This window comes from Ottowia thiooxydans DSM 14619 (assembly GCF_000422885.1).
Lineage (GTDB): Bacteria > Pseudomonadota > Gammaproteobacteria > Burkholderiales > Burkholderiaceae_C > Ottowia > Ottowia thiooxydans.
Genome location: NZ_AUGX01000013.1, coordinates 1 through 16582 on the forward strand (window position 1 = coordinate 1; position 16582 = coordinate 16582).

The window sequence follows — 16582 nt, forward strand, 5'->3', positions numbered from 1 at the left end:
GGCCAACCGGCGTCAGGTCATCCCGGCGGAGCTCACGGGGAAAATTGCGCCGACGCGGCTGCAAGGTATCAATTTGAGGGGCGTATTCCGCTTTCCAGTGGAGCGTTATGCCAGTGAAATCCTGCCGTCACAGACCACGCCGAAAACCGGGACCGGCGGTTGAAACCGAGCACGCTTTTGCGCCCTCAAACGGCGATCAAAAAAATCAACAGGAAACCCAATGAAATCAATGGCTTGGCAGGCCACCCCTACGCCAGTGCTCGATCTCCTACCGTCACTTTTGACAACGAAAACAAATCGACCCCATTTAATGCCGAATGGATTGCAATGGCATCTTTTGTGGGTTGAATACAAACCTCTCGTCCATCGCCATCGCGTCCTTGTCTTTCTATTAATCCTTTGGTTTGCAGGAAATCCAATGCGCGAGTGGCGGTGGGCCTGGCTATAGAGAGCTCAGCCGCCAGTTCTCGCTGGAGCAAACCAGGCTTGGCCAATATCACCCGAAGCATGAACGCTTGGGGTGGTGACAATTCAAATACCGCGAATGCTTGCGTCCATTCACGCTCAACGCGGCGCGCCAAAGCGGTGGTGTTGAAATATAAGCAATGGTCAAACATGGGTGCCAGGATAGTTGATTTCAGTTAGCTATGCAACTATATGAGTGTTTTTACTTTGACTGCGTATGAACATCTTGCTGCCTTCCGGGGCGATCTTGCCCAGGAGTTCGGCGTTACGCTGTCTTGCTTCGCGCTCTCCAAATCTCCCAAGAAAGCGTAGCAACAAAAAAGGCTCCTTTCGGAGCCTTTTTATTTGCGAAGCGCCAGGATACCTGGTGCATTAGCGCAGCAGATCAATAGTCGTCGCCGCCGCCGCCGTAGCCGCCGCCACCGCCGTCACGACGGCCACCGCCGCCGCCACCGCCACGAGGACCGGAGCCGTAGGGGCTGCGGAAACCGCTGTCGCCACCGCCGCCGCCTTCACGACGACCGCCGCCGCCACCACCGTAGCCGCCGCCACCGCCTTCACGGCCGCCGCCACCGTAGCCACCGCCGCCGCCTTCACGACGACCGCCGCCACCACCACCACCGTAGCCGCCGCCACCGCCGCCACCACCGTAGCCGCCGCCGCCACCACCACCGTAGCCACCGCCGCCGCCACCACCGTAGCCGCCGCCGCCACCAGTGCGTGGGGGACGTGCTTCCATGGGACGTGCTTCGTTAACGACGACGTTGCGGCCGCCCAACGGTTGGCCGTTCATGCCGTTAATAGCTGCTTGCGCTTCTGGGTCGCTGCCCATCTCGACAAAGCCGAAGCCTTTTGAGCGGCCAGTATCGCGTTCCATCATCACTTTGGCGCTGGTTACAGAGCCAAATTGGCCGAATGCCTGTTCCAGATCACCGTCGCGCACCGAGTAAGGAAGATTGCCGACGTAAAGTTTATTGCCCATTAAAGGGACTCCTCAATAACGAATAAAAAGCGATGGAGTCCGCAAAACGCCTTCAATCAGACCTGGCAAAAAACACCGAGGGGGAAGCGACACTGACCTTTTCACCGCATACTACGCGCCCGTTCAAAATAGGCGCTTGTGAATTATGCGTCAGAATAAGGAAAGTCAAGCAACCCTTTTAATCCTTACTTGGGTGTATGGTTATTTGAGAGGAGGTTGCGCGGTTGAATTCCGGGAACAGTTATCCCGGTACCCCACGACCATGAACACGTTTTAAGCTTCTTAGGTACCTTTGAACTCAGCCTTGCGTTTTTCCTTGAAGGCGGCCACACCTTCCTTGAAGTCTTCACTCTGGGCAATGGCCGTCAAATATCCCATCTGCGGGTAGGCCAACTCGGCAGGCGATTTGGGCAAGGTTTCGAGCGTGGCCCGCTTGATCGTCTGCAAAACCAGCGGGGCAGCATCGGCCAGCCGCTGGGCCATGTCCAGTGCGGTTTCATAGGCCTTTCCCTTTTCCGTCACGCGGTTCACCAGGCCCACTTCATAGGCGCGTTGAGCAGGCAGGGGATCACCCAGCATGAGAAACTCCACCGCCACTTTGTGCGGAATCCGCGAGACCAGGCTGGCGGTAATGCCACCGAACAGGCCCAGTTTGGCCTCAGGGAACATGAACTGAGCAGTGTCATCCACCACGCAAAGATCGCTCATCATTGTCAGCGTGAATCCTGCGCCCACCGCCCAGCCCTGCACGGCGCTGATGAGCGGCTTATCAATCTTGGCGCCCACGTTGGGAACGCCTCGCCAAGCTTCCTTGGAGGCATCCGTGACGTCCACACCAGCACAGAAGTGATCACCTTCCGCTGATAGCAACGCCACGCGTTCAGGACCATTGGCAAAGCGGTGCCAGTATTCGCTCAGCAGTGCGCTCATCTGGGTGTTCAATGCGTTGCGGCGCTCCGGCCGACGCAAGGTGATGAGAGCAATGTGGCCCTGGACTTCGTAGGTGACGGGAGCGTTCATATGAGTTCTTCAGCGTTAAGAGAAAGTGGAGCGGGTCAGGCAACGTCCGCCCGACGGCACGGGAACCAAAAGAGCCAAGTAGCCGCGGAGCAGGTCAAAGCGAGGGCACCCACGGGGGAAGGGGCGAAGCGACTCAGGGGGCATTCCAAACCACCGCTCGAGCGTCCGCCACAATGACCTGATCGCCACTGACCATCACCGGATTGGCTTCGCATTCTGCGAGGCGCTCGCCTAACTGAGTGGCCAAACGCCCGAATCGCAACGCCACATCGACTACCGCTTCCAGCTTTACTTTGGGCTTGCCGCGGTAGCCATCGAGCAGAGGAAACAGGCGCAGGCCCTTGATGGCGTGCCTGATCGCATTGGCATCAGCCTTGGCAGGCAGCAGCGCAGTGTCTTGCAGAAGCTCGACGAGCGTGCCTCCGATGCCAATCATGAGCATGGGGCCAAACTGAGCATCCCATTTGGTGCCGACCAGCACTTCAGCATCTGCGCGCGCCTGCTGTTGTACCAACGCCCCTTCAAAAACCGCACCCGGCACTTTGTTGGTGGCCTCTTGCAGTGCCTGGAAATGCCGCCGCACAGACGCGTCGTCGGCCACGCCCAGCACCACCCCGCCCACATCGCTTTTGTGCGAGATCTGCGCAGAGACAAGCTTCATCACGACGGGGTATCCAATCGAGCCCGCAATCTGTATGGCCTGGTCTGCGGAAACGGCCACATCGCCGTGGGTCACAGGGATTCCGGCCGCTGCCAGCAGGCGTTTGGTCTCGTGCTCGGTGATCAGGCCGGGCGCCAGCGTGGCAGCGACTTTCTCAATCGCAGCCGCCGAGGTGGTGTCAGCAGGCACGACCTCGGGGGGCACCCAGGTCTGCCACGCCAGGCGGTTGCGAAGATAGCCCAGCGCCTCCTTGATGTTGGCGAAGTTCACCAGGCCAGCTTCTTTAAGCCGCGCGCCAGCTTCCGCGCCGGCGCTGCCCGCCGCGTTGACGAAGGCCATCGGCTTGCGGTTGCCTCGATTGATCTCCACCACGGTGTCGGCCGCCTGCACCATTTCAGGCATGGTGGTCATGAGAAACAGGCCCGCGCCCACATCGGGATCGGTCAGCATGGTGTCCATGACTTTACGCAGCCATTGTGGGTCGCTGGCGCGCATAGGGCCAGGGATGGCACCCAAGTCAAACGGCAGGCGGGCGCCGGATTCAGGCATCAAAGGCAGCAGGCTTTGTATCGTCTCCGGGCCCAGTGTGGCGGCCTGCAATCCAGTTTCTCCCACGAGATCGCTTGCCACTGCACCGCCGCCGCCGGAGCCTGACATCACCGCTACCTGCGGGCCACTGGGTGCGGGCAGGCGAGTCCAAGCAGCGGCTTGTGCCACCAGTTCCAGAAAATCGTCGACCAGCACTGCCCCTGCGGCCTTCACTACCGATTCGAAGACCCGGTACTCGCCGGCCAGGCTGGCGGTATGGGACTGCACCGCTATCTGCCCAAGCGCCGTGCGCCCTGCTTTCACGATCAATACCGGCTTGCCCGCCGCGCGGGCCTGGCTCAGCAGTGTCAGGAAGCGTGCACCGTCCCGGATGCCTTCCACATACAGCGCAATCACCTTCGAGTGTTCGTCGTTGATCGCGTATTCGAGGAAATCAGACACCTCCAGGTCAGCTTGATTACCCAGCGAGACGCAGATGGAGAAGCCCGTGCCCAGATCGTAGGCACGTGAGAGCATCGCGCCCGCCAGTGCGCCGCTCTGGCTGATGAGTGCGATCTCCCCTTTGACCAACACCTCATTGCGCATGAGCGCCTGGGAGTTGAGCAGGTTCATATTGGCATGGCTGTGGAAATAGCCCATGCAATTGGGGCCAATCACCCGCATGCCCGCACGCCCGGCAATGGCAAGCAGCCGCTCCTGGAGCAGGGCGCCCTCCGGCCCGCTTTCCGCGAACTGGGAAGTGACCATCAAGATGACCTTAACCCCGGCTGCGGCGCAATCCTCGAACGCAGCCTCAGTGCGTTCTTGCGGCACGGCGATCAGCGCTACATCAACCGCCTGACCGATGGCGCTCACACTCGGATACGACTTCAGCCCCTGCACCATGGTGGCACGCGGGTTGACTGGGTAGATTGCCCCATCCCAATGAAACTTGCGCAGCAGATTCAGCATGCTGCCGCCCCATTTCACCAGATCATCTGATGCGCCCAGAATGGCAATCGCTCTGGGGTTCAGAGCCGTCTGTACGGCCTGCAGCGAAGATATTGGCGAGGCTTGCAAAGTGACTTCCATCATCAATTCATTTTTTCATGTTGCATCGCAACGGCGACACGTGAAACGAAAGAGCCCAAGGGCGGAGCAAGAGGCAGTGCGTTGCACCCATAGAGCTTCTCAACCATAGGCCTCCTGGGGCGCTCCTCTTGGCGGTCCTTAGTCCCTGGATGCATCGTTCGACAGCACCCATATGCAACGAATGAGCCCAAATGCCGCGGAGCAGGCCATGCGTGGCACCCGCGGAGCTGGCTTTGCCAGGCCGCCAGGTGCGTCCCCCTTGGGGGGGAAGGCGCGTAAGCGACTCAGGGGGTTAGTTCTCGAGCTTCAGGCCCAGTTCCTTGATGGCGCGGCCATAGAGTACGTAGTCTTGCTCCCATTGCTTGCGGAATGGGGCTGGGCCAGCGAAAGCAGGCACCATGGCGTACGGGGCCATGCGCACGGCCACATCAGGCTGCTTGAGCGCTTTTTCAAACTCGGCTGCCAGCCGGTCAATCACTGGCTGAGGCGTTCCTTTGGGTGCGAACGCTCCGAACCAAGTGCCTGTGGTGCCCGGCTCAGGTACCCCGGCCTCAGACACCATGGGCACATCGGGGAAGTCAGCCAGCCGTTTGGGTGACTGCGTGGCCAGAAAATTCACCTTGCCTTGCTTGGCGTACTGCAGCATCGTGACGTCGCTGCTCATGTTCACCCGGCCGGCGATCAGGTCGGTGGTGATTTCAGCCGCGCCCTTGTAGGGCACATGGGTCATCTTGATGCCCCAGGCCTTCTGCAGGATCTCTCCGCCCAGATGGCCTTGCGAGCCAACGCCTGAAGTGGCGTAGCTCACCTCTCCTGGGTGGGCCTTGGCGTACGCAATGAATTCTGGAAGATTTTTGACCGGGAGATTGGTGGAGATGGTGTAGGCGGGGTAGAACTCCGACAACTTCGCCACAGGCACCAGGTCTTTTTGCGGGTCGTAAGGCAGTTTTCGCAGGTGCGGTGTGATGGCCGCAATACCGACGGGGCCGACGAACAGGGTGTAGCCGTCGGCTGGCGCAGTGGCGGCAGCGTTGGCGGCAATAGCGCCACCTGCGCCTGTCCGGTTGTCCACAATCACGGGCTGGCCCATGGACTTCTGCATGCCCTCGGCCATCACACGCAGCACCACTTCCATGCCCCCCCCGGGTGAGAAGGGATACATGATGCGCACAGGCTTGGATGGGAACGTATCCGGGGTCTGCGCTGAGACAGACGCACCCGCTAAAAGCAGTGAACTCGCCACCACGCTGGACAGAATCGCAGCCGTGGACTTACTAAAAGTCTCGTTCATGTGTTTTCCTCGGATCAGATCAGGGATGGCGAATTATGAGCACAGGTGGATGCAATTGGCGATGCCCCTTCGCGCTATACTGGCTCGAACAGCGCCGATTTGCCTCTGCTTGCGGGCGCTCAATAAATTCCGCTAAATTCGAGCCTGCGCACCACACCCGGTTTCGATTTTGGCGGACCGGGTTTTTTTATTTCCGGGCCGTTCCCAAAATAAAAATGCTCCCTTTTTGGGGGCAGCGCACCTCGCGAAGCGGGGGAACGTGGGGGCCCTTATATTTGTTGCCATGCCGCTCATCGCTACACCGCAGACCATGCATTTCGAGGCGCCGCTACCTCTTCAAAGCGGCGCGTCCATCCGTGGATATGACCTGACCTACGAATGCTATGGCCGCCTCAACGCCGATCGCAGCAATGCGGTTTTGATTTGCCACGCGCTGAACGCCTCCCATCACGTGGCGGGTGTTTATGAAGGCCAAGAGCGCAGCGAGGGCTGGTGGGACAACATGGTAGGCCCCGGCAAGCCGGTAGATACAGATCGGTTCTTCGTCATTGGTATCAACAACCTGGGATCTTGCTTCGGATCTACCGGGCCCATGCATATCAATCCGGATAGCGGGCAAATCTATGGGGCCGATTTCCCGGTGGTGACCGTTGAAGACTGGGTAGACGCGCAAGCGCGCCTGCTGGATGCGCTGGGCATCCGGCAATTGGCGGCGGTCATGGGCGGCAGCCTGGGCGGTATGCAGGCGCTTTCCTGGACGCTTCAATATCCAGACCGCGTGCGCCACGCGGTAGTGATCGCCAGTGCGCCTAATCTGTCTGCAGAGAACATTGCCTTCAACGAGGTCGCCCGGCGCGCCATCGTGACTGATCCGGATTTTCACGGAGGGCACTTCTATCGCCATGGTGTCGTGCCGCAGCGCGGCTTGCGCATTGCGCGCATGATTGGTCACATCACCTACTTGAGCGACGATGTGATGAACGAGAAGTTCGGCCGCGAATTGCGCGAAGTCGTCACCAAGCACGCCAGCGGCTACCGGTATTCCACCCAAGATGTCGAGTTTCAGATAGAAAGCTACCTGCGCTATCAGGGCGACAAGTTCAGCGAATACTTTGATGCCAACACCTATCTGCTGATCACCCGGGCACTGGATTACTTTGATCCGGCGCTCGCATTCGGCGGCGATCTGACCAGGGCTCTGGCGCAAACGCAGGCCAAATTCCTGCTGGCCAGCTTCACAACCGACTGGCGTTTCCCGCCCTCACGTTCGCGAGAAATCGTTAAATCGTTACTGGAAAACCGCCGGTCCGTGAGCTACGCGGAGATTGATGCACCCCACGGCCACGATGCTTTCTTGCTGGAAGATTCTCGTTACCTGAGTGTGGTTCGCTCTTATTTTGAAAGTATTGCAAGCGGGGTGAAAGCATGAGCGAAGCCAGTATTCACCAACTCATTGCTCGCCTGGTTCCGCAAGGCTCGCACGTGCTTGACCTGGGTTGCGGCGACGGCGCGTTGCTGGAGCACCTGATACGCGAGCGCAAGTGCACCGGCTATGGAATCGAGATTGACGATTCCAACGTACTGGCCTGTGTACGGCGCGGCGTGAACGTGTTGCAGCTCAACCTCCATCAGGGGCTCAAAGCCTTTCAAGACCAGAGCTTTGATGTGGTGCTGCAGATTGACACCTTGCAGCACTTGCACAACGCCGAGATCATGTTGCGCGAGACCGCCCGGGTGGGACGCATGGGCATTGTGGCCTTCCCCAATTTCGCCCATTGGCCCAACCGATTACAGGTGCTGCGCGGGCGCATGCCGGTCACACGGCGCCTGCCTTATCAGTGGTATGACACCCCCAACATCCGTGTGGGCACCTACATGGATTTTGAGGCCCTTGCGCGCAAGAATGGCCTGAAGATTCTGGATGCTTTTGGCGTGCAAGACGGGCAGGAGGTGCGCTGGCTGCCCAATATGCGGGCGAGTACAGCGGTGTTCACGCTGCAGCGCTGAGCGCTTCGATCAACCCCTACGCCACCCACCTTATTCTCATATGACTGATCTACCCACCATAGAACAGCTGTCCAAGGAGCTGGCCGCTGGCAGGACAACTTCTGTCCAACTGACTGAAGCCGCTCTGGCGCGGGCAAGTGATCCGCAAGGAGAGGGTGCGAAAACCTTTGTCGCTCTGAGTGCAGAGCGCGCCCTGGCTGCGGCCCGCGCTTCCGATCTGCTGCGTACTGCCGGCATCGTGCGCTCTCCGCTGGAGGGGCTGCCGGTGTCGGTGAAAGATCTGTTCGATGTGGCAGGTGAGGTGACCACGGCTGGCTCAGCGGTGCTCCGAGGAGGCACCCCTGCCACGCACAGTGCGCCCGTGATTGAACGCCTGGTCGCGGCCGGTGCGGTGATCGTAGGCCGTACGAGCATGACCGAATTTGCCTTCTCCGGCCTGGGGCTCAACCCGCACTACGGAACCCCTAAGAACCCTTGGGATCGCGCCACAGGGCGCATTCCCGGTGGCTCGTCTTCAGGTGCGGCGGTCTCAGTGGCTGACGGGATGGCGGTGGTGGGTATTGGCTCAGATACCGGCGGCTCCGTGCGTATTCCATCGGCGCTGTGCGGACTGACAGGGTTCAAGCCGACCCAAAGACGCGTGCCCACCGAAGGCGCGCTGCCGCTGTCCACCTCACTGGATTCCATTGGTCCCTTGGCTGCCAGCGTGCATTGCTGCGCCATCGTGGACGCCATCCTGGCTGGTGAAGCGCCTTTGGCACCATTGCCTCGATCGCTCGCGGGCGCGAGATTTGCCGTCCCAGAGACCGTTGTGTTTGACGGTGTGGATGCTGTGGTGGCGGCAGCTTTCGAAGCCGCCTGCGCCCGCTTACAGTCCGCTGGCGCGCTGATCACCCGCCTAGCCATTCCAGAATTCTCAGAAATGGGCCGCCTGCATGCGCGGGGCACATTGGCCAATGCCGAGGCTTGGGCTTGGCATCGCACGTTGTTGACCGAGCGCGGCGCCGAGTACGACCCGCGCGTAAGCGGGCGTATTCGTGCGGGCGAAAAGATGGGCGCTGCCGATTACATCGATTTGATTCAAGCACGCAAGCGCTGGATCACCCAGGTCGAGGCGCGCATTGCGGGCTTTGATGCGCTGCTACTCCCCACGGTGCCAGTGATCGCCCCACCGATCGCTGAGCTGCAATCGAGCGATGAGGCCTACGCAGCTGCCAATGGGCTGATCCTGCGCAATCCTACGCTGATCAACTTCCTGGATGGCTGCGCGCTCTCATTGCCTTGTCATGCCAAAGGTGAGCCGCCCGTGGGCCTGATGCTTGCGGGCGCAGGTGGTAGGGACCGCGAGATTCTGGCGTTGGGCTTGGCGACTGAGCAGATCCTGCTCGCTAGACACTGACTATCAATTCAGGGTTGACGGTTCGTTGTCCTGAGAGGGCGAAGCCTTCATACCCTTTGAAAGCCACGTCAGCGCACTTCATTCGGTAAGTGCCGAGCCCTCCCGGATACGGCATGAATACGCGCGGCTTGCCAGGCACGTTGGCACCCATGTACCAAGAGTTCGCTTTCATGACCAGCATGCTTGCGGCAAGCTCGTTCACGTGGGCGACCCAATCGTCTTCAAAAGCTGGGTCTGCCTCGATGCGCTGCACACCGGTTTCCTGAAGATGTGAAATGCAATCGGCGATCCACTCCACGTGCTGCTCTATGGCCGCGATCACGTTCGTCAGTACGGAGGGGCTACCCGGCCCAGTGACCAGGAACAGGTTGGGGAAGCCAGCAGTCATCAAGCCGAGGTAGGTGCGGGGTCCATGCGCCCATTTGGTTGCAAGCCTTTCGCCACCACGCACACAGAAATTTATCGCCAACACGGCACCGGTGACTGCATCGTAGCCGGTGGCGAATACGATGGCATCCAGTTGGTGCAGTGCGTCGCGGGTGCGCAAGCCTTCGGCAACCATGGCCTCGATGGGGTCGGATCTCACATCCACCAATGTGACGTTCGGGCGGTTGTAGGTGTCGTAGTAGTCCGTATCCAGGCACAGGCGCTTGGTGCCGATGGGGTGGTCTTTCGGGGTCAGGCGTTCAGCCATGGCCGGGTCTTGCACGATCTCCTGAATCTTGCGGCGCACGAAGGCTGCTGCGGTCTCGTTCGCGTCGTGGTTCACCAGCAGATCCTTGTACAGGCGGATGAAGCCGGTGCTACCCCGGTGCCAAGCGGCCTCGTATTCATTTTCTCGTTCTCTGGGGGATACATCCAGTGCGTTGCGCTGCGCCAGTGGGTGGCCGGCAATGCCGCCCGCACTGTAACGGGCCCTTTCTCGCCGCTGCGCGTAGTGGCGCTTGTGCCAGGCCTGTGCCTTGGGGTCGGAGGTTCGATTGAAGGCCGGCAGGCTGAAATTGGGGGTGCGCTGGAAGACTGTCAGGTGCGCTGCATCGCGGGCCAACTGCGGAATCACCTGGATGCCCGATGAGCCCGTGCCGATGACGCCCACGCGCAGTCCGCTGAAGTCAACACTCTCGTGTGGCCAACTTCCTGTGTGGTAAAGCTTGCCGGTAAAGCTATCCCGACCGGGGAAATCTGGCATGCGGGGCAGAGAGAGACAGCCACCAGCCATGATGACGAAGCGGGCCTGCACTACGTCACCACGGTCAGTCTTGACTGTCCACAGATCGGTGGCGAGATCGAATTCGGCTGCCACCACCCGGGTGGAAAAGCGGATGCTGCGCCGCAAGTCGAAGCGGTCAGCGACATGGCTGGCATATCGCAAGATCTCTGCCTGGCTGGCATAACGCTCGCTCCATTGCCATTCCTGCTGCAGATCGTTGTCGAACGAGTAGGAGTACTCCATGCTTTCCACGTCGCAGCGGGCGCCGGGATAGCGGTTCCAGTACCAGGTGCCGCCGACATCGTTGCCGGCCTCAAAGGCCAGTGGCTGCAAGCCGATTTTGCGCAGTTTGTGGATGGCGTACATGCCGGCAAAGCCAGCACCGATGATCAATGAGTCGACGCGCAGGTGGTCCTCACGGTGCATGCTCAGGTCCCCAAATGCTGTTGGAACCATTCCAGCGCCGCGCCGCTTGTGATGCTGAAATGCAGCTTGTAGGGCGAGAAGTGGCCACCTTTGACGATCAGCAGTTTCTTGGGCTCCAGGGCCTGGCTGTACGCGCCCAGTGCCAGGTCTGAGGGCGTGGCTTCGTCCTCGTCTGCCACGATCATCAGGAGCGGGGTTGGGCTGATCCGCGCGATGTTGATGGCGGGCTCGTTCTCCCATCCCATTTCCAGGCTGCGCAGTGTGATCTCGTTGACGAAACCGGGCAGCATGTAGTTGTCATACGCCGCCTGGGTGTTGAAGTAGCCCGGCTTGGCAGGGTCGATGGACACCAGCGGCAACACGGTTGGAGGCTTTCCTTGCAGCCGGCCGGCGCGATCAGCGTCAAAGCGTACCCGCATCGCTTTCATGGCATCGCCTGTCATGCGCCGCCGTGCCTGCTGGAAGCCGCTGATCGTAGGCACTTGTGACACCACACAGCGCACGCGACGGTCTTGCGCTGCGACTTCGATCACATGGCCGCCGCCGTAGCTGGAGCCCCAAAGTCCAATCCGGTCGGAAGCTAGCTCAGGCAGGGTCTCGGCAAAGCTGATGGCGTCGCGGTAGGTGCGGCGTTGCAGTACTGGATCTACATCTTGCCGGGGCGTTCCGTCGCTGATGCCGAAGCGTGGATGGTCATAGATCAAGGCGGCCAATCCGCCCTGCGCAAAGGCTTCGGCGTATTGCTGCGCCGAATGCTGGATCAGCCCACCAAAGCCGGGAGCCATGATGACGGTAGGGAGTGGGCCATCAGCCTGGGGCGGCAAGTAGAGCCTGCCGCGGATGGTGACGTTGTCGGAGAGGAACTCGATATCGCGGTACATGGTGTCTCTTTCGTTCGTGGTCTTACTGGTCCTGCTGGACAGGCGTGACAGCTGCAGTGAGGGCGTCGCAACGGATTACAGAGGCCACACCACCGGCGTTGGAAATGCTGGCCAGCAAGGCATCGAGTGCGCCACTATCGAGCGCGGCACGCAGGGCGGCTGAGTCGTCCACATGCGCATACAGGACGCGGTGGTAGCGCGGCAGTTCGGGCTTGGTCTGGAAGTCGCTTGCCCGGTACCAACGAACGGCGTTGATCCCTGGGAGCGCGGCCAGTGCGGGCTGCCATTGGTTTTGTAGCGCTTCGTCCAGGCTTGTATCTCGCTCTGCAGTGTTCAAACCCAGCATCAGCATGGCACCACCGCCCTCGGGCTCCCGCACGCGCAACGGCTGGCCTGCCGGGCTGTAAACCACGGCTACGCTGGCAGATCGGTCGAGCGCGGAGGTAGATGGCATGAGCGATGTGCCGCGGCGCGCCACAATGCCGTCAATAGCGCGCTGCGTTTCTGCCAAGGCATAGATGGCCAGATAGGGAGGACCGTCGTGCGACTGGCCCGCCGCGCCGTGCAATCGGAAGCGCTGCGCTGCTGCAATGCCTGGGATCGCCAGCAGGTCGTGCACGTGGGTGGCCGAGTACCAGTGGTTGAACAGCCTGTCCTGGCCGTCAACCGGGCGGGTCATTACCAGGTAAAGGTCTTGCCCTTCGCCAAACAACGCACCAGTATCGGCCGACACGGCGCCACGCAGCACAGCAGTGCGCACGGCATCGACGCCGCCATTCGGGGCCACCACCACGCCGTAATCAAGCGTAGCGGCCTCGGCGGTCACGTAGCCTTGGCGCACGTCCTCGGCTACGCTGCGCGGGTCGCGCTCATGCGGGTGGCCGTAGCCGCCGCCGCCGCCGCTCAGGATGCGCGCTGAGTCGCCCGCTTTCATGGGCCATTGCCCCTTTTTCATCTCAAGTTGGCGCCCATCCTGGTGGTCTACGTGGCCTGCGGGGCAGCTTCCAGGCATGCCGCCGCTCAAGCCCCAGGGCGGGCAACCGGTGCGTTCCACTTTCGCCAGAAGCGTGCAGTCCTGCAGGAAGCGGTAGACTTTTTCGATACCTAGCCCGCCCCTATGCCGGCCTGCACCCCCGCTGTCCGCCCGCAACTGCTTGGCCTCTATCCGGTACGGATAGTAGGCTTCCTGCAGCTCGACCGGAACGTCGCGCACGTCACCATGGGTGAGCGAACGGTAGGGCCCTGGTCCGTCGGCTGTCGCAAACGCGCCCCAGCCACCGGACATGGCGTCCAGGCTCAGGTAGCGTTCGCCGGATGGCAGCCGTCCGGAAATGGTGTGGGTTCCGTAGATGCCATGGTGACCGGCTGGCACCTGCCCTGCCATGGCAGGTGCCAGGGCGCTGATGATGGTGTCCACTACGGTAGCCGAGGTGTTGCCGGCGCCTCCTACTGGCGCGTCCGGACGGGCGCTGAGGAACTTGCCATCCGGGATATCCACATGCACCCGCATGAAATCGCCCTCATTCACCGGCGTATCGCCGGCAAAGAGAATCTTGGCGGCCATGCGTGCCACGGCCACAGCACCGCCATCACGCCCGGCGTTGAAGGGCCCGGCCAGCTGCTCGCTCAGGCCTGAAAGATCCACGGTCATTTGGCCATCGCCAATGGTGACGCTGACGTCGATACGGATCGGCTCGCCAATGCGCACGCCATCGTCGTCCATGAATGAAGAAGCTTTGTAAGTCCCGGGCGGCAGCGCCGAGAGGGCTCGCTCCATCGCACGGTCAGCATCGGTGAACATTTCGTCGACGGCGGCCATCAACATATCGGGCCCATACTGCACCACGATTTCCTGCACCATGTCGTGACCCATCAGGCATCCGCCCAGTTGCGCCTCCAGATCACCCATGAGCAATTTGGGGAAGCGGGTGTTGGTTTCGATGATGCGGAAGATATCGCGCACCCGCTTGCCGCGCGACACCAGTTTGACAGTGGGGAACTGCGTACCTTCCTGGAATACGTCCGTGGTGCTGGGTGAGAAGCAAGAGCCTGTGACCGCGCCACCCACGTCAATCCAGTGCACCAACACCGCAAAGAAGCCCAACAAGCGGCCCTGTGCCCGTACCGGTGTATAGGCCACTACGTCGTTGATGTGCTTGCCCAACACAGCGGCCTCGCTGACGATCATGATGTCGCCGGAGTGCATGTCGTCTTCGCCGATCTCGCGCAGACCCGCGCGGACGGCCAAGCCCAAAGCGTTGGCAACGAAGGCCGGCAGGCTGTGGCGAGATTGAGCCACCAGGCGGCCAGTGGGATCGACAAAACCGACTGCGTAGTCTTTGTATTCCTGCACCAGTACGCTGAATGCGGTGCGCTCCACGTTTTTCTCGATCAGGTTCGGTACAGCCACGATGCGCTGCTTGACGACCTGTAGCTGGATAGGGTCGAGGAGTTTGCTCGCGTGGGCACTCCTGGTTTCTGCGAAATGATGTGCGTTCATGCTGGCTGTGCTCATTCGGAAGCGGGGGAGGCCGCGCTATGGCAGCTGACATTCAGTTCGCCCAAGACGCCAACCGTCAACCGGTCACCTGGAGCGAGCAAGGTCGTGGAACTGAACTCCTCGATCACAGCCGGACCTTCGATGCAGATGCCGGGCGCTAACTCGTTGCGGCGGTACACCGCCGTGGCGACGCGGCCAGACGATGCGAAGTAAACCGCGCGCGTGCCGACCGGCTGTGGTTGCGCTGCGGAGCCCCTGCTGGAGGTGTCGATGCCGGCGGACAGGTCTGGTCCGGGAATCGGGACTTCGCACACCACGCGCAGCACCACTACGCTGATGGGGGAGTCTTCGTTGAGGTGGCCGTAACGGGCGCGATAGGCGGCCTCGAACGCTTCACGTACTGACGCCACGCTAGCATCGCTTGGGAAGGCCACTTTCACACTGTGGCTCTGTCCGGCGTAGCTCATGTCGGCCTCGCGGCGAAACCGCAGGCTCGCCGAGTCCATCTCCATCTCGGCCATCAGTGCGGCTTGGCCTTCGCGCTCCAACTGGGCGAACTGGGCGCCAGCTCGCTCCAGTGCGGCGGTGTCCAGCTTTTCCATGAAGGCTGCCGAGACGTCACGACGCACGGGTGCCAACAGCATGCCAAAAGAAGAAAAGGCGCCAGGGTTGGGTGGGATCACCACGTCGCGGATGCCCAGGCTGCGCGCCAGCTCCGACGCGAAGATGGGGCCACCGCCGCCGAAGGCAATCAGTTTGTATTCGCGCACATCACGTCCGCGCTCAATCGTGATTTCCTTGACCACATTGGCCATGGCCACGCAGGCCAGATCCAGGATGCCCTGCGCCGCGCGGTCTACCCCGGCTTCGCCTTCCATACCCAGCGGTGTGGCCAGTTCCTTGCGTACACCAAGGATGGCGGCCTCCACATCCAGTGGCAGTTTTCCGTCCATGAAGCTACCCGAACCGATTCGGCCGAGCACCACGTTGGCATCCGTGACCGTGGGTTGAGTGCCGCCTCGGCCAAAGGCGATGGGCCCGGGTTCTGAACCCGCGCTGCGCGGCCCGATCCGCATGCGGTGGTTCTCGTCTAGCCAGGCCAGCGATCCGCCGCCTGCACCGATCTCTACGATGTCCAGCACCGGCGTGCGAACCGGGAAACCGCGCTCATAACCGTTGACGAAATAGGTGTTGACTACGTCGAACGATGCGCCTTCGATCAGCGCGCATTTGGCCGTGGTGCCGCCCATGTCGAACGCCACCACACGATCCAATCCGAGCGCCTTGGCGTACGCGGCTGCGCCTATGCACCCCCCTACCGGGCCTGATTCGACCAGTGCGATGGGTGCACGCGTGGCAGACGGTGCTGACATCACGCCACCATTGGAGCCCATCAGGTAGAAGTTGCCGGTGAAACCGCGTTTGTCCAATTCTGTGCCGAAACTATCGATATAGCTGGTCATGCGAGCGCCTACAAAGGCATTGGCTGCGACCGTGGCCGTGCGCTCATATTCCATGAGCTCGCGGGTCAGGCTCGACCCTGTGCTGACGAATACACCCGGCAGAAGGGTACGCAGCAGCGTGGCTGCGGCCTCTTCGTGCGCCGGGTTGCGGTAGGCGTTGAGGAATGACACCGCCACCGCTTGCACACCGGCCGTGGTTAGTTGTTCGGCCAACTGCGCCAGCTCGTCTTCGGCCAGCGGCGTGATGACCTCACCTTGCCCGCTGATGCGCTCGGTGACTTCCAGGCGCAGCTCGCGGTTGATCAGCGGCGGGTCACGCCGGTAGCGCAGGTTGAACGGTTCGGCCCGGTTCCCACGGCCGATTTCAAGCACGTCACGAAAGCCACGCGTGGTGACCAGGGCCGTGCGTCCACCGCGACGCTCGATCAACGAGTTGATGACGTGTGTGGTCCCATGCGTAAAAAACCGCGCTTCGGCCACCGAGACACCCGTGTCGGCCAGCCCCTGCATGGCACCAATTACCAAGTCAGATGATGTGGTTAGCGTTTTGCCAAAGTGGGCCTGACCGGTGTGGGTGTCGTAGACCGCCAGATCGGTGAAGGTACCACCGGTATCGACGGCGACGAGGTAGCGCTTGTTGTCGGAAATGCCTTGCAC

12 protein-coding genes are annotated in these 16582 nt (G+C 61.2%); 3 read left to right on the top strand and 9 right to left on the bottom strand.

Going from position 1 to position 16582, the window contains the following annotated elements:
• Window positions 1-248: 248 nt before the first annotated feature.
• The 5 genes from G518_RS34875 to G518_RS0112210 form a co-directional block, all read right to left on the bottom strand.
• A complete protein-coding gene (locus G518_RS34875) occupies window positions 249-617 on the bottom strand; it encodes a MarR family winged helix-turn-helix transcriptional regulator (RefSeq protein ID WP_051236503.1) in 369 nt (122 codons plus the stop codon).
• Between the two features lie 233 nt (window positions 618-850).
• Entirely contained in the window at window positions 851-1447 is a 597-nt protein-coding gene (locus tag G518_RS0112190; RefSeq protein WP_028602782.1) for an RNA recognition motif domain-containing protein, read from the bottom strand.
• Between the two features lie 282 nt (window positions 1448-1729).
• Complete coding sequence (locus G518_RS0112195; RefSeq protein WP_028602783.1) at window positions 1730-2467, bottom strand: enoyl-CoA hydratase/isomerase family protein; 738 nt, start codon at window positions 2465-2467, stop codon at window positions 1730-1732.
• 133 nt (window positions 2468-2600) lie between these two features.
• Window positions 2601-4751, bottom strand: coding sequence for an acetate--CoA ligase family protein (locus G518_RS0112200; RefSeq protein WP_028602784.1), 2151 nt, complete (start codon window positions 4749-4751; stop codon window positions 2601-2603).
• Window positions 4752-5040: 289 nt separating this feature from the next.
• Window positions 5041-6039 carry a Bug family tripartite tricarboxylate transporter substrate binding protein gene (locus G518_RS0112210; RefSeq protein WP_028602785.1) on the bottom strand — a complete coding sequence of 333 codons (999 nt, stop codon included), beginning with the start codon at window positions 6037-6039 and terminating at the stop codon, window positions 5041-5043.
• Window positions 6040-6322: 283 nt separating this feature from the next.
• Between G518_RS0112210 and metX the strand changes: the two genes are divergently transcribed.
• From metX to G518_RS0112225, 3 genes are read left to right on the top strand one after another with little or no spacing between them, the layout of a single operon-like run.
• The gene (gene metX / locus G518_RS0112215; protein ID WP_028602786.1) at window positions 6323-7468 is read left to right on the top strand and encodes a homoserine O-succinyltransferase MetX; all 1146 of its coding nucleotides are present in this window, start codon (window positions 6323-6325) and stop codon (window positions 7466-7468) included.
• Window positions 7465-8046 carry a methionine biosynthesis protein MetW gene (gene metW, locus G518_RS0112220; protein WP_028602787.1) on the top strand — a complete coding sequence of 194 codons (582 nt, stop codon included), beginning with the start codon at window positions 7465-7467 and terminating at the stop codon, window positions 8044-8046. Before metX ends, metW begins: the two co-directional genes overlap by 4 nt.
• Window positions 8047-8086: 40 nt before the next feature.
• The gene (locus tag G518_RS0112225; protein ID WP_028602788.1) at window positions 8087-9445 is read left to right on the top strand and encodes an amidase; all 1359 of its coding nucleotides are present in this window, start codon (window positions 8087-8089) and stop codon (window positions 9443-9445) included.
• Here the strand turns inward: G518_RS0112225 and G518_RS34880 are convergent.
• Genes G518_RS34880 through G518_RS0112245 form a run of 4 tightly spaced genes read right to left on the bottom strand, consistent with a single transcriptional unit; the run spans window position 9435 to window position 16582 of the window.
• Window positions 9435-11081, bottom strand: coding sequence for a flavin-containing monooxygenase (locus tag G518_RS34880; protein ID WP_051236504.1), 1647 nt, complete (start codon window positions 11079-11081; stop codon window positions 9435-9437). The two genes, G518_RS0112225 and G518_RS34880, sit on opposite strands and share 11 nt — an antisense overlap.
• 2 nt (window positions 11082-11083) lie before the next feature.
• On the bottom strand, window positions 11084-11962 hold the full coding sequence (locus tag G518_RS0112235) for an alpha/beta hydrolase (protein WP_028602789.1): 879 nt from the start codon (window positions 11960-11962) through the stop codon (window positions 11084-11086).
• 22 nt (window positions 11963-11984) lie between these two features.
• The gene (locus G518_RS34885; protein ID WP_051236506.1) at window positions 11985-14462 is read right to left on the bottom strand and encodes a hydantoinase B/oxoprolinase family protein; all 2478 of its coding nucleotides are present in this window, start codon (window positions 14460-14462) and stop codon (window positions 11985-11987) included.
• 11 nt (window positions 14463-14473) lie between these two features.
• On the bottom strand, window positions 14474-16582 hold the full coding sequence (locus tag G518_RS0112245; protein ID WP_028602790.1) for a hydantoinase/oxoprolinase family protein: 2109 nt from the start codon (window positions 16580-16582) through the stop codon (window positions 14474-14476).

Bases quoted from the DNA above. Each gene is read 5' to 3' on its own strand.
- metW (WP_028602787.1), top strand. From the start codon at position 7,465: ATGAGCGAAGCCAGTATTCACCAACTCATTGCTCGCCTGGTTCCGCAA.
- G518_RS0112190 (WP_028602782.1), bottom strand. From the start codon at position 1,447: ATGGGCAATAAACTTTACGTCGGCAATCTTCCTTACTCGGTGCGCGAC.
- G518_RS0112195 (WP_028602783.1), bottom strand. From the start codon at position 2,467: ATGAACGCTCCCGTCACCTACGAAGTCCAGGGCCACATTGCTCTCATC.
- G518_RS34875 (WP_051236503.1), bottom strand. From the start codon at position 617: ATGTTTGACCATTGCTTATATTTCAACACCACCGCTTTGGCGCGCCGC.
- G518_RS34885 (WP_051236506.1), bottom strand. From the start codon at position 14,462: ATGAACGCACATCATTTCGCAGAAACCAGGAGTGCCCACGCGAGCAAA.
- G518_RS0112235 (WP_028602789.1), bottom strand. From the start codon at position 11,962: ATGTACCGCGATATCGAGTTCCTCTCCGACAACGTCACCATCCGCGGC.
- G518_RS0112200 (WP_028602784.1), bottom strand. From the start codon at position 4,751: ATGATGGAAGTCACTTTGCAAGCCTCGCCAATATCTTCGCTGCAGGCC.
- G518_RS0112225 (WP_028602788.1), top strand. From the start codon at position 8,087: ATGACTGATCTACCCACCATAGAACAGCTGTCCAAGGAGCTGGCCGCT.
- G518_RS34880 (WP_051236504.1), bottom strand. From the start codon at position 11,081: ATGCACCGTGAGGACCACCTGCGCGTCGACTCATTGATCATCGGTGCT.
- metX (WP_028602786.1), top strand. From the start codon at position 6,323: ATGCCGCTCATCGCTACACCGCAGACCATGCATTTCGAGGCGCCGCTA.
- G518_RS0112210 (WP_028602785.1), bottom strand. From the start codon at position 6,039: ATGAACGAGACTTTTAGTAAGTCCACGGCTGCGATTCTGTCCAGCGTG.